Source organism: Glutamicibacter uratoxydans (assembly GCF_050753455.1).
GTDB lineage: Bacteria > Actinomycetota > Actinomycetes > Actinomycetales > Micrococcaceae > Glutamicibacter > Glutamicibacter uratoxydans_A.
In genome coordinates, this window is sequence record NZ_CP192736.1 from 2,099,181 (window position 1) to 2,112,523 (window position 13,343).

A 13,343-nucleotide genomic window follows, 5' to 3' on the forward strand; every position below is an offset into this window, starting at 1 on the left:
TCAACGTCGCTGCGTCGTCTTTTGTTCCCACACTCGGTGTGGGGGTTGAAGAGCAATCGGACCTAACCGGGTCTATTTTCCTATTATCCACGAATCTAGCCATCGACACCACTTGAGTGCTTCCTAGGCCGTGTTTCACTCGAAGCTTGCGCGCCAAGCCCGCTCCGGATCGGTGGCCCACTGCGGCATGATTCCGCGCTGCAATAATTGTTCAAGCAGTTGCGCTAGACGATATCCGGGTTCTTCTTTTAATGCGCTTCGTAACAGCGCCATGGACATGCTCCCGCGCCCCTTCGCCCATTCGATCCAGGCCAAGAGACAGAGCAGTGCCGCACGTTCCTCCCCTTGCGCTACCCCGAGCAGGTCACGGCAAATAAACCAGAGTTGCTCAACCCTCTCCCACTGCGGAGTCAGCGTGCCACGCCCTAAGAGAAAGTCAGTCATCCCGCTGATTTGCACCGGCTGCCCGCGGCGATGTGCCTGGATGAGCGAGACGGCATTGACCGCAGCAATTGTTCCGGCCCCAGCCAAATAGGGCAGTATGTCACGCACCATCCGGATACTAAGACCAGAAATCAGTCTGGCGGGAATCAACGGTTCGTTGCGCAGAATCCGTTCCGCATCAAAAGGCTGGGCATCTAGAATCATCGCCCACGCATCCAAACTGTCGAGATAATCCCCATCTAAAGTTTTTGCCAGCTCGCGAATCTGTGTGGCGTTTGGCCATTCGTGAACATCACGGCCGTCCCACGGTTCAGTCAGTGGAGCCGAACCGGCAACCACTAGCCGCAAAGACGTAGGACTCAATTCGGGGTGGGCCACGGTGAGGCACCCGTGCTGCGGATTCTCGCAGGAGTAATCCCAAACCTGTCCCCCGTCGTAGCACCAGGCTTGGTGCAACGGAATGTCGCGGTCGGATAATTCTTCGGCCAGACAGCTGATCAGTTCGGACCACGGCAGGCAGCCTGCTGCTCCTGCGGTCGATTGGGGGTACACCACTCCGACCGTCGCACTCAAACCCGGTAAGCGTGAGAGTAGCTCACACACTTGTGCGATCCATACCTGATAATCGGTTCGTTCGGCCGATCGTGCGGGCAGATCCACCCGCAAAGTGGCCTCAAGTCTGCGTTCAACCAGCAGCAGCAATACCACGGATTTTTCCGGATGAAATCCTAGGGCATGAGGGATGTACGCTAAAACATCTTCGGCACGCTCTAGGGAGAGCGGCTCGTGGTTCGGTGTAGTTGTCATGCCACGACAATGAAGGTTCTGAGCCAAACTCACCGTGCAGTGCTCTCCGAATGTGGAAACTTCAGTCTGTGGGGTTTTGCTGCTGTTGACGCGCCTTACGACGGGTAATGAGCATCCCGGTGACACCGATGATTACGAAAATAAATTGGATACTCAGCGCCATTTTCATCGATTCAAGGCTGTACAGCTCACCGCTGTATCCATTGAGCCGATGAATAAAGTCCAGTGTCAGACCCACAAGGTAAACACAGATAAACCCGCCAAAGAACCCACCGACGTTGACCACTCCGGTGGCGGTTCCCATGAGCCGCGGCGGGTTGAAGGTTCGGGCAAAGTCGAAGGATATCGCCGAGCCGGGGCCTCCGGCTGCGATCGCTGCCATCAACACAATCAGCAGCCATAACGGAGCTTGTCCTGGCCACAATATAACCAGCAACCAGACTAGCGTCATGGTTCCAACGATCGTCAACGCAAACTTCGAACGTTGATTCGGGAAGCGGGCAGTCAGCGTTCCTAAGATTGGCCCTAGCAGCACCGCAACAATGACGAACATGGACATCAACGCCGAAGCTAAGGATCCGGGGAGCCCTTGGCCCTCCACCAAGAAAGGGAAACCCCAAGTCATCAGAAAGACGTTGAGCATGAAGGCGGTACTGAAATGCGTCCAGAAACCTAGTCGTGTTCCGGGTTGCCGCCAAGCCGCGGCAAGCCGCTGCCGGGTTTTCAGTTGTGGGCCACCTGCCACGTTCGGCCCCGTGTATCCGTTGCGTACGAAGGCGATGACCAATATCAAGGCGACAAAGGAAAGCGCCGAGAGCATCGCGAACGCAGGGGTCCAACCCACCATAATCAAGACCGCGTGGAAGGGAAACAGGCTGATTAGCTGCCCAGCTTGACCAACGGTACCGGTTAGCTGGGTGAGGAGCGGGATCCGTGAACCACTAAACCACATGGGTAGCAAGCGGATGGCCGAGACGAAGACCATCGCGTCACCCGCGCCAACCAGTACCCGACCAACAAGCCCTTGCGGAACGTCGGTCGCGAAGGCGAGAAAGGCCTGCCCACACAGCATCAGAACGGTGCCGGTGCTGATCATGGCACGCGGACCCACCCGATCCAGCAGCAAACCTACCGGAATTTGTCCGAGCGAGTAGACCAAAAGCTGAACGACCGAGAAGGTGGCAAGGATCGAGGCGTTGGTGCTAAAACGTTCGGTAGCTTCCAGTCCCGCGACCCCAAAGCTGGTGCGTTGGGCGACCGAGGTGATGTAGGCCAAAACCGCCACCGAAATGACTATCCAGGACTTTCTGGAGTTCAGATTTTCAGGGCTCAAAGTTGTGTGTCACCGGATTCGCCGGGGTGTTCATTGCTTTCCTCGACCTGAGTATCCGGCAGCCACTGGCTGAGGTCTTCAATACCGGCCAGGAAGGTTTCGGCTCGGGCACCAATTTCTTCGGCGCTCGGAAGCTGTTGATCTTCGTCGAGCAGGAGGGAGCGAGGCGCGTGCTCCTGCGCGTGGGCATCAAAACGCTTTTCGAAACCGTCCACCATTTGGCGAACTTCGGCGCTGGAGTTGATCTGTTCGGCCAGCTGCTCTTCGATAGCCCGGCTCGCCTCACGTAGTCGCTCGGTCGGTAAGGCCAGATTCAGGGCAGCCCCCACATATTCCAACCCCGCCACAGCCACCGGCGGGTATTCCGCTTCAGCCAAATAGTGTGGGGTGTGCAGCGAGTAGCCCACCACATCGCGTTTGGCCTCAGCCAAACGGATCTCCAACAAATCAGTGAACCCGGCTGGCAGCTCGGCGCTTGGTGCCCAGGTGGAGATCCCCTCGATCAGATCTGGGCGGTTGCCGTGCGCCGTAACTCCGACCGGACGGGTATGCGGCACCGGCATCGGTAGCGAGTTGGTGGAGACCACCGGGCCGATGTTGAAGGCGTCGATTAGCCGCAGGAGGTCCGCGCTGAATTCTTCCCAGAGCAAGTCCGGTTCCACCCCGGTGAGATACCAGAAGTCCCGATCCATTTCATCGGTCATCAAATAAAGTTCAATGACCGGACGTTGGTACGCGGCGAAGTGGTCTCCGAGATAGGTCACTCGCGGTCGCTGGGCGGTATACACCACCAGTTGATCGGCGGCGAAGCTGGCCACTAATTGGCCACGCAACTGGGCGAATAGCTCATTGTGGATCTGCAGGTGGGCTTGTCCAGCATCACCGGCACCCTTGAGCGAAATGTACATCCCCAGTCCCTGCAGGCGCGGACTGTCAAGGTCATCGACCGTGAATGTGATAAGCGAATGACTGGACATAGCACCCCCTGATGGACGGATGGTTCGGGTTTCATCGCACCCGAAGCACACTTCAGCGTTTCATTCTATCGCGCACAAGGCTAATCGGACTGTGAACTGGGGCACGCTCGGCAAACTCTCGGCTACTATCTAGTAGTGGACGTGTGCGGAACCGGGTGCGCGAACAGCTCGTACCCGCGTCTTTCGCAACCCAATCCTCAGACCCTACAAAGGCTTAGAAGGAATGATTTCGTGATCAACTCCAGCGATCTCAAGCTGACCGCAATCGGAACAGACATCAAACGCAAGAATGCTGAGGCCTTGGTGCTTGGCATTTACAAGAGCGATGACAAGGTGCGCATCGCTAACTCGGTACTGGGGGCGCAGAGCACCGCAACGCTCGAGCAGACGCTGAACGACCTGGGCGTTGCCGCCAAAGCCGATGAGTTCACCCGGTTGCCCGGAGTCGAGGATTCCAAGGCCAAGGTCCTGGGGTTCATCGGACTGGGGGTTTCCGAACTGAGTCAGCTCACGGCAGAAACGCTGCGCCGCGCCGCTGGTTCGGCCGCGCGCCAGCTCAGCGGGGTGAAGAGCGCACTGTTCGCCTTGCCAACCGAGAGCGTTGAGTTAACTGCCGCGGTTGCCGAAGGCATCGCACTGGGTAATTACCGCTTTGAGAACTTCCGTTCGAAGAAGAGCGAGAAGCCACAGCTGACCGAGGCTATTTTGGTCACCCCGGTATCGGCAGACAAGCAGCTTCCTGCAGCCCTCAAGCGCGCCGCCATCTTAGGCCGGGCAGTTCGTGCCACCCGCGACCTGATCAACACCCCAGCCAATGAGCTGTACCCGGAATCCTTCGCCGCCACCGTGCGCGACTACAGCAAGTCGCTACCTTTGAAGGTCACGGTGTACGACGAGAAGAAGCTTGCCAAAGACGGTTTCGGCGGCTTGCTGGGGGTCGGCGGCGGCTCGGATCGCCCGCCTCGGATGGTGAAAATCGAGTACTCCCCCGCCAAGGCCTCCCGGCATTTGGCGTTGGTAGGTAAGGGCATCACCTTCGACACCGGTGGCATCTCGATTAAGCCGGCTGCGGGTATGCATGCGATGAAGTCAGATATGTCCGGGGCAGCTGCAATGTTCCAAACTATCGCCGGGATCGCCGAACTCGGTCTGAACTTGAAGGTCACCGCCTGGCTTTGCTTGGCCGAAAATATGCCAGGTTCCCGAGCCACGCGTCCGGGTGATGTGCTGAGCATGTACGGCGGTAAGACCGTGGAGGTGCTCAACACCGACGCCGAAGGCCGTTTGGTGATGGCCGATGGCCTGATGGCAGCCAGTGAAGAAAAGCCCGATGCGATCATCGATATCGCCACCCTGACAGGTGCGCAAATGCTGGCGCTGGGGCTCCGCACTGCCGGCATCATGGGTGATGAGGCGCTGCGCGATCAGCTGGTTGCTGTCTCGGACCGGGTGGGCGAGCAGGCTTGGGGCATGCCGCTACCGGAGGAACTGCGCCCATCGATCGATTCGCAGGTAGCGGATCTGGCCAATATCGGTGAACGTATGGGCGGCATGATGACCGCCGCGGTGTTCCTGCAGGAGTTCGTCGGCAGTGTCGATGACAAGCAGATCCCGTGGGCTCATATCGACTTCGCCGGCCCAGCTTTCAATGAGGGTGCCCCGTGGGGCTACACCCCGAAGAACGGTACCGGCGCGCAGGTTCGCACCTTGATCGCCTTCGCCGAAGAGTTCGCGGCCAACTGAAGTTCGCCTTTGAGGTGAATAAAGACACCCCGACGCGGGAGGCCCGCCCGGCCTCCCGCGTTTTTTTAGTGCAAAAATAGAAGAGAAAACTGACTTTCGACCGCTTCAAGGTGACTGATGTGTGCCGACGGGACTAAGGTAAGTTTTGAAACATCACGGCAAGCTGTGCTGCGCCCTTGAGTCAAGTGGCGTTGGCAGTGTGCCTCACCCGATCCGCGGTCGGCTCTGAAGCCGACCACATTAGCTATTTACGAGGGAGCGTTCACGTGGCCGATTCGGCAGCAACGCAAGAATTCGATGTCCTCATCCTCGGCGGCGGTTCCGCTGGATACTCGGTAGCCCTGCGCTCCATCCAGTTGGGTTTCAGCGTCGGCCTGATTGAGAAGGAGAAGCTCGGCGGCACCTGCCTGCACACCGGCTGTATCCCTACCAAGGCGTACCTGCACTCTGCCGAGCTGGCTGAGAACGCCCGCGAGGGTGCCAAGTACGGTGTGAACACCACCTTGGACTCGATTGATCTGGGCGCGGTGCGCAGCTACAAGGACGGTATTGTCGCTGGCAAGCACAAGGGCCTGTCCGGCCTGCTGAAGATGAAGAAAGTGAACGTCATCGAAGGCGAAGGTCGTCTGGTCTCGCAGGACACCATCGAAGTCAACGGCACTCGTTACAAGGGCAAGAACATCGTTCTGGCCACCGGTTCCACTTCTAAGACCTTCGGTCTGGAAATCCGCGATCGTGTGCTGACCAGCACCGAGGCACTGAATATGGACACCCTGCCAAAGAGCGCCATCGTTCTGGGCGGCGGCGTTATTGGTGTCGAGTTCGCTTCGGTCTGGAAGTCCTTCGGCGTAGATGTCACGATCGTTGAGGGTCTTCCCTCGCTGGTTCCTAACGAGGATCCTGCCATCATCAAGGTGTTGGAGCGCTCCTTCAAGAAGCGTGGCATCAAGTTCAACACCGGTGTCTTCTTCGAGAAGGTCGAGCAGGACGCTAACGGTGTGAAGGTTTCGTTGGCCGACGGCAAGGTACTGGAAGCTGACATCGTGCTGGTCGCCGTGGGTCGCGGGCCAGTCACCGAGGGCTTCGGTTTCGAGGAGCAGGGCATCACCATCGATCGCGGTTTCGTAATCACCGACGATCGCCTGCACACCGGCGTGGGCAACATCTACGCTGTGGGCGATATCGTCCCCGGCCTGCAGCTGGCGCACCGTGGCTACCAGCACGGCATCTTCGTCGCTGAAGAGATCGGCGGCCAGAAGCCGACCATCGTTGAAGATATCAACATCCCGAAGGTCACCTTCTGCGAGCCTGAAATTGCTTCGGTGGGCTACACCGAACCAAAGGCCAAGGAAAAGTTCGGTGCTGATCAGATCGAAACCACCGAATACAACTTGGCTGGCAACGGCAAGTCTTCGATCCTGGGCACCAGCGGCATCATCAAGATGGTGCGCGTGAAGAACGGCCCAATCGTGGGCGTACACGGCGTGGGCGGACGCATCGGTGAACAGATCGGTGAAGCACAGCTGATCGTGAACTGGGAAGCCTACCCAGAGGACGTGGCTCAGCTGATCCACGCTCACCCAACGCAAAACGAGTCGCTGGGTGAAGCCGCTATGGCTCTGGCTGGAAAGCCACTGCACGGCTAATTTCGCTTAGGTCAAGAAGCGGCGTACTCTTCGCGGTACGCTGCTTCTGGACTAGGCTCGAAGATAGCGCCTTCGAACAGAATACTTGGATCCGTAAGATTCGCCCCAAGAGGGCAAGACGGATCATCCAAATAGCATGCAATTTAGAGGAGATACGGGAAGATGTCTGAAACCGTAAACCTACCCGCGTTGGGTGAAAGTGTCACCGAGGGTACGGTAACCCGTTGGCTCAAGCAGGTCGGCGACCGCGTTGAGGTTGACGAACCGTTGGTGGAAGTATCGACCGATAAGGTCGATACCGAAGTTCCATCCCCAGTCGCCGGTGTGATCGAAGAAATCTTGGTCGCCGAAGACGAAGAAGCCGAAGTTGGCGCACCGTTGGTCCGCATCGGCGACGGTTCCGGTTCCTCCGCAGCTGAAGAAGCCCCAGCCGAAGAACCTGCAGCAGCCGAGCCAGCCGAGGAAGAGTCCGCTCAGGAAGAAGCTCCTGCGCAAGCCGAAGCTCCTGCCGCTTCGGCCGGTGCCGCATCCGGTACCGAGGTAACCCTGCCAGCTCTGGGCGAGTCGGTCACCGAAGGTACCGTCACTCGCTGGCTCAAGGAAATTGGCGACGATGTTGCTATTGATGAGCCACTGCTTGAGGTGTCCACCGATAAGGTCGACACTGAAGTCCCGTCGCCTGTTGCCGGTAAGCTGCTGGAAATTCGCGTAAACGAAGACGAGGAAGCCGAAGTTGGCGCTGTGCTGGCTGTCATCGGTTCCGCTGACGCTGCCCCTGCCAAGGAAGAAGCTCCAGAACCTGAGGCTCCAAAGCAGGAGGCTCCAAAGCAGGAAGCTCCAAAGCAGGAAGCTGCTCCAGCAGAGGAAAAGAAAGAAGCACCTGCTGCTCCTGCCGCGAAGGAAGAAGCTCCAGCTCCGGCTGCTCCTAAGACTGAGGCTCCTGCCGCCGCTGCCCCAGCATCGGCAGATGCCGGTTACGTGACCCCACTGGTTCGCCGCCTGGCCAACCAGAACGACATTGACCTGAGTAGCGTTTCGGGTACCGGTGTTGGCGGTCGTATTCGCAAGCAGGACGTGCTGGATGCCATCGAGGCGAAGAAGCAGTCCGCTGCTCCTGCACCTGCTGCCGCTGCCGCCCCGGCAGCCAAGGCCGCCCCAGCCGTCGAGGTTTCCTCGCTGCGTGGCACCACCGTCAAGGCTCCACGTATCCGTCAGGTGATTGCCCGCCGCATGCGCGAGTCGCTGGATGTTTCCACGCAGTTGACTCAGGTCCACGAGATCGATATGACCCGTATCGTGAACCTGCGTGCCAAGGCGAAGGCCGGGTTCAAGGCCACCAACGGCGTGAACCTGACTTATCTGCCATTTATCGCTAAGGCCGTTGCCGAAGCGTTGAAGGCGCACCCAACCCTGAATGCCGAGTACGACGAGGACAAGCAGGAAATCACCTACCACAATGCCGAGCACTTGGCATTTGCTGTCGACACCGACAAGGGTCTGCTTGTTCCAGTGGTTTCCAACGCAGGTGATCTGAACTTGGCTGGTTTGGCCGGAAAGATCGCTGACGTTGCTGCCCGTACCCGGAGCAACAAGATCGGTCCGGATGAGCTGTCCGGAGGCACCTTCTCGATCACCAACATCGGTTCGGTTGGGGCCCTGTTCGATACCCCGATCATCAACCAGCCGCAGGTTGCCATCCTGGGCACCGGTGCGATCGTCAAGCGCCCAATGGTCATCACCGATGCAGAGGGCAACGACTCGATTGCCGTCCGTCACATGATGTACCTGTGCTTGACCTACGATCACCGTCTGGTTGACGGTGCGGATGCCGGACGCTTCCTGCAGACCGTCAAGGCACGTCTTGAAGGCGGCGCTTTCGAAGGCGATCTTGGTCTCTAAGCTGATGGCTTAGTCAGGATCACTCAGAACCCGTTTCTTCCCGTAGTGGGAGGAAACGGGTTCTTTCGTTTTGCGGGCGACCGACCGGCCCCCTGCGCTGCGCCTAGTGCCCACTGCGAAACAAGGCCTGCCCCTCGGTGGTCGTGCCCACGCTTCCTGAATCACGTGAAAGTACTCGGGAGATTCGCCAGCCCTGATCCACGTGCCGCAGTTCGAAGCGCACTTGCTCGGCCATGCTGGCCTTAGCCTGATGGATTACCTGATCCTCGCTGATTAACCGGTACTCATAGTGGTTGGATGAGCTCTGCGCGCCGACAATGACCACATCCGGATACTGGCGAGCGGTCACCTCCAGATCTTCGAGGCTCGTGTGCAATCCGCTAAGGGACAGACCCAGCTCATCGAGCTTGTCCACCATGCCGCGATCAAGTTGCAGCTGTTCGGACTGCGGAACGTAGAGGGCTGCTAAGGATGCCCGGTCCCCCGCGTTCAATGCCGTATCACGTGCCCGCGATAGCTCAACTAACTCGGTTAAGATCAACGCCTGGTCTTGGGCGCAGGGTGGTAACTGGGCATCTGATTGCATTGCGCAACTGCGTAAGGTTTGCGCCGGCTCCGCTTGCGGCTGAGCGTTGGAAGCCCCCGGGCTTGCTTGTACCCAGTGCTGGACCCACACCCCCGCACCAATAATCAGCCCCACCCCCAAGACGAGAGCCGCAACTATTTTCCGGCTGCCAGGAGTAACCTTGAGCGGCCGGGCGCGTCCCGATGTTGCGCGCCTTTGGTTCTGTGCTGACTGGGCTCTGTGCGACCGCGTCGTGGTTCTTCGACCGCTCCGCCGCTTCGATGCTACGTTCCGTTTGCTTGCCGCAGGGTGGATTGTTGACATTAAATGGGCGGCAAAACCGGGCACCGAAGCACTCCAATTCAGTGGTTCGGCTTTCCCGGAGGAAAAAAGGGTGCGGGCAAATTGATCAGCCGACGGGCGTCGGGCGGGATCCTCCGCTAAGCCGTCGAGTAACAAGTCCACGATAGGGTTCGGGATCTGCGGAAGAATCACATCGATCGGCGTGCGTTGTCCCGGCGCCTCAGGGACCTGTCCGCTGAGTAGGTACCATAGGCAGGCAGCGAGCGCATAAATGTCTGCTGCCGCAGCACCACTGTCAGCGCCACCGTTAGCTTTTTCCGGAGCCATAAATCCTGGGGTTCCTACCGCTTGAGTCGGCTCCACCAAAAGTTGCGCTTCTTGAAAGTCAGCCAGCTTCGGCATCCCTTGAGCGGTCAACAGAATATTATTTGGGGAAATATCCTGATGTGTCAGACCTTTGCGGTGCAGTTCCGCGACGGCGTGCGCGATTGGCGCCAAGGCCGTAATCGTTTCCCCCAATGGCAACGCCCCACGTGCCTGCACCATCTGTCCTAGGCTGCCGCCGGGACAATATTCAGCGAGCAAAGCCGGCCCCTGATCGGTTTGCGCCACCCCATGAAACTCGATCAGGTGTTCTCCGGATCCCCCGGTAGCTGGCTGTCGCAGTGCGGCCAGTGCTTCTTGGTTGCTAACGAGTTTTAGCACCTGAAATTGCTGGTCGTGCTCACGCTGGACCAACCAGACCAGGCAAGTCTCCCGTTGCTGCAATGGACGAAGAGTCAGATACCCCTCGCATTGTGGCCAAGCGAATGCGTCTACTTGTTCTTCCATGTTTAAGTTGTAGTCGCTTCGGCAAGAACGCGTTTAAGTTTTCCACAATGCTTCCATGAAGTTAACAACTCGAGGGTAGGGATGATTCGGCGTACTGTGAATCACATGACCATCGAATTCGAACGTCTCGGGCTAGGTGAATCCTTCGCCCCATATCTAGAAGTATGGGACTACCAAAACCGGCTGCACGATGCCGTGGCAGCAAATGAGCAAGGCCCCAAGATCCTTTTCCTTGAGCACGAAGCCGTTTATACCGCAGGTCGGCGGACCGAAGATGAGCAATTGCCGCAGGATGGCACGCCCGTAGTCGAGGTGGACCGCGGCGGACAGCTAACCTGGCATGGTCCGGGTCAGCTGATCGGATACCCAATCGTGAAGCTGGCCAAAATCAACGCAATCCGACTTTATGTGGAAACCCTCGAAGAAGTATTAATGAATGTTCTCACCGAACTAGGGATTCACACCGTTCAGGTGAAGGGCCGATCGGGTGTGTGGGTCCCGGGAGCTGCCGGGGCACCGGACCGGAAGATTGCGGCCATTGGGATCCGCATCAACCACGGGGTCACCATGCACGGTTTTGCTTTGAATTGTTCGAATACCTTGGAACCTTATGAGCAGATTATTCCGTGCGGGATCACTGACGCCGGAGTAACCAGTATTTCGCAAGAGCTTGGTCGGCGGGTCAATCCCATCGATGTGGTTGATCGAGTCCAGCAGGAATTGGATCGTCTGCTTACACCACAAATTTCGATGACCGCCGCCGTTTCCTAACCACACCTTTCCCTACTCTCAGAAAGTACGACTAATCATGAGTGTCGCACCTGAAGGCCGACGTATGTTGCGTGTTGAACAGCGGAACTCCAAGGTTCCGGTGGAGCGTAAACCCGATTGGATTCGCGCCGATTTGAAGATCGGCCCCGAGTATGTGGGGCTGAAGAATCTGGTTAAGTCCGAAGGCCTGCACACCGTCTGTGAAGAAGCCGGATGCCCGAATATCTTCGAATGCTGGGAAGATAGGGAAGCGTCATTCCTGATCGGCGGCTCCGAATGTACCCGGCGTTGCGATTTCTGTCAGATCGATACGGGTAAGCCGCAGGCGCTGGACCGCTCAGAGCCGTTTAAGGTGGCGATGAGCGTGAAGAAAATGGATCTTCGCTACGCGACCGTCACCGGTGTGGCTCGTGATGATCTGGAAGATGAGGGCGTGTGGTTGTACGCCGAGACCGTACGCCAAATCCACAAAATGAACCCGGGAACCGGCGTGGAGCTGCTCATTCCAGATTTCTCGGGTAAACCGGAGAATCTGGACGCAATCTGTGATTCAGCCCCAGAAGTCTACGCGCACAACGTTGAAACCGTTCCGCGGATCTTTAAGCGAATCCGTCCGGCCTTCCGTTACGAGCGTTCCATGGATGTCATCACTCACGGGCATCAGCGCGGTTTGATCACCAAGTCAAACCTTATCCTCGGGATGGGTGAGACGCGTCAGGAAATTTCTGAAGCTATGGCAGACCTGCACGAGGCGGGCTGCGATCTGTTGACCATTACCCAATACCTGCGTCCGACCGAACGTCATCTGCCGGTTGATCGTTGGGTAAAACCAGAAGAGTTCCTCGAACTACAGCAGGAAGCCGAGGAACTAGGCTTCCTCGGGGTAATGTCCGGCCCGTTGGTCCGCTCTTCCTACCGTGCTGGCCGTTTGTGGGCCGGCGCGATGCGTAAGAAGGGACGCGAAATCCCTGAGGCGTTGGCGCATATCGAATCTTCGGGAAACACCCGTCAGGAAGCTGCCTCGCTGATATCCACATAGCCGACCGAGCGTTGCGGGTGTCCGAAAGGATACTCGCAACGCTTTTTCGTGCCTCCTTAGCGGCTCAATCCATCCGCTATCTTCCGTGTCGCTGCGCATACTCTCGGTGCGTATGGAACCTGCCTGGCTAACTCAGGTAGAATTAAGGAACTATGGCCAAAAACTCCGACAATGTCGCATCAGAAGGAGCCTCGCAGAAGAAGCGAGGCTTGTTTTCACGCAAACCTAAAGCTGAAAAGAAGAACAAAGAGCCCGGTCGCCTGAAGCAAATGGCTCAGGTCTTCCAGATGACCCGCCGCAACGACCCAATGGTCGTTTGGTGGATGTTGCTGGCCGGCTTGGGCGTTGTTGCTATCGGTCTGCTGATCGGTATCTTGATCAACAACTGGATCACCATGTTGCTGATCTCGATCCCGCTAGGTTTGCTGGCCGCAATATTCATTTTGTCGCGTCGCGCCGAAAAGGCGGCGTTCTCACAGCTAGAGGGACGTCCCGGCGCCGCTGGCGCGGCGATGAGCGTCTTGCGCCGCGGCTGGATCTTGAAGGACGAGCCGGTAGCGGCGAACCGCCATCAGGACCTGCTGTTCATGGCTGTGGGCCGTGCTGGCGTCGTGCTGGTCACCGAAGGCCCCAACGGTCGGGTGCGCGAACTGGTCACCGCCGAACGTAAGCGGATCGGCCGAGTGCTTCCCAACGTACCAATCAGCGTCATCAACGCCGGTAGCGACGAAAATCAGACCCCCTTGCACGAAGTGGGGAAGAAGATGAAGAAGCTCCCCAAGCAGCTGTCCAAGCTGGAGGTCAACGCCGTAGATAAGCGGTTGACCACGCTGAGCATCAACCGCTTGCCAATCCCTAAGGGCATCGACCCGAATAAGGTCCGCCCAAGCCGCCGCGCGATGCGCGGGCGCTAAGACTGAATATGACTGAAGCCGTGACGACATGTCACGGCTTCAGCCATTTAAGAGTATTCCGAGGTTTTGGC

At 58.1% G+C, this 13,343-nt stretch carries 10 protein-coding genes; 6 read left to right on the forward strand and 4 right to left on the reverse strand.

Annotated elements, in window-relative coordinates:
- Window positions 1–135: 135 nt before the first annotated feature.
- The 3 genes from ACQQZ8_RS09640 to ACQQZ8_RS09650 form a co-directional block, all read right to left on the reverse strand.
- The gene (locus ACQQZ8_RS09640) at window positions 136–1,251 is read right to left on the reverse strand and encodes a DUF4192 family protein (RefSeq protein ID WP_431709615.1); all 1,116 of its coding nucleotides are present in this window, start codon (window positions 1,249–1,251) and stop codon (window positions 136–138) included.
- Window positions 1,252–1,312: 61 nt separating this feature from the next.
- Entirely contained in the window at window positions 1,313–2,536 is a 1,224-nt protein-coding gene (locus ACQQZ8_RS09645; protein ID WP_431709616.1) for an MFS transporter, read from the reverse strand.
- Window positions 2,537–2,580: 44 nt separating this feature from the next.
- Window positions 2,581–3,561 carry a proteasome assembly chaperone family protein gene (locus ACQQZ8_RS09650; RefSeq protein ID WP_431709617.1) on the reverse strand — a complete coding sequence of 327 codons (981 nt, stop codon included), beginning with the start codon at window positions 3,559–3,561 and terminating at the stop codon, window positions 2,581–2,583.
- 231 nt (window positions 3,562–3,792) lie between these two features.
- Between ACQQZ8_RS09650 and ACQQZ8_RS09655 the strand changes: the two genes are divergently transcribed.
- The 3 genes from ACQQZ8_RS09655 to sucB all read left to right on the forward strand — a co-directional run bounded on the left by ACQQZ8_RS09655 (window position 3,793) and on the right by sucB (window position 8,849).
- Complete coding sequence (locus ACQQZ8_RS09655) at window positions 3,793–5,304, forward strand: leucyl aminopeptidase (protein WP_431709618.1); 1,512 nt, start codon at window positions 3,793–3,795, stop codon at window positions 5,302–5,304.
- A 266-nt stretch (window positions 5,305–5,570) separates the two neighbouring features.
- Complete coding sequence (lpdA, locus tag ACQQZ8_RS09660; RefSeq protein WP_431709619.1) at window positions 5,571–6,950, forward strand: dihydrolipoyl dehydrogenase; 1,380 nt, start codon at window positions 5,571–5,573, stop codon at window positions 6,948–6,950.
- A 162-nt stretch (window positions 6,951–7,112) separates the two neighbouring features.
- Window positions 7,113–8,849, forward strand: coding sequence for a 2-oxoglutarate dehydrogenase, E2 component, dihydrolipoamide succinyltransferase (sucB, locus tag ACQQZ8_RS09665; protein ID WP_431709620.1), 1,737 nt, complete (start codon window positions 7,113–7,115; stop codon window positions 8,847–8,849).
- 103 nt (window positions 8,850–8,952) lie between these two features.
- Here the strand turns inward: sucB and ACQQZ8_RS09670 are convergent, their stop codons facing one another.
- Complete coding sequence (locus ACQQZ8_RS09670) at window positions 8,953–10,548, reverse strand: serine/threonine protein kinase (RefSeq protein WP_431709621.1); 1,596 nt, start codon at window positions 10,546–10,548, stop codon at window positions 8,953–8,955.
- Window positions 10,549–10,653: 105 nt separating this feature from the next.
- Between ACQQZ8_RS09670 and lipB the strand changes: the two genes are divergently transcribed.
- From lipB to ACQQZ8_RS09685, 3 genes are all read left to right on the forward strand, one after another.
- Window positions 10,654–11,319: a lipoyl(octanoyl) transferase LipB gene (gene lipB / locus ACQQZ8_RS09675; protein WP_431709622.1), complete on the forward strand. Its 666-nt coding sequence runs from the start codon at window positions 10,654–10,656 to the stop codon at window positions 11,317–11,319.
- A gap of 37 nt (window positions 11,320–11,356) precedes the next feature.
- Window positions 11,357–12,358: a lipoyl synthase gene (lipA, locus tag ACQQZ8_RS09680; protein ID WP_431709623.1), complete on the forward strand. Its 1,002-nt coding sequence runs from the start codon at window positions 11,357–11,359 to the stop codon at window positions 12,356–12,358.
- Between the two features lie 152 nt (window positions 12,359–12,510).
- Entirely contained in the window at window positions 12,511–13,272 is a 762-nt protein-coding gene (locus ACQQZ8_RS09685; protein WP_431709624.1) for a DUF4191 domain-containing protein, read from the forward strand.
- Window positions 13,273–13,343 lie beyond the last annotated feature (71 nt).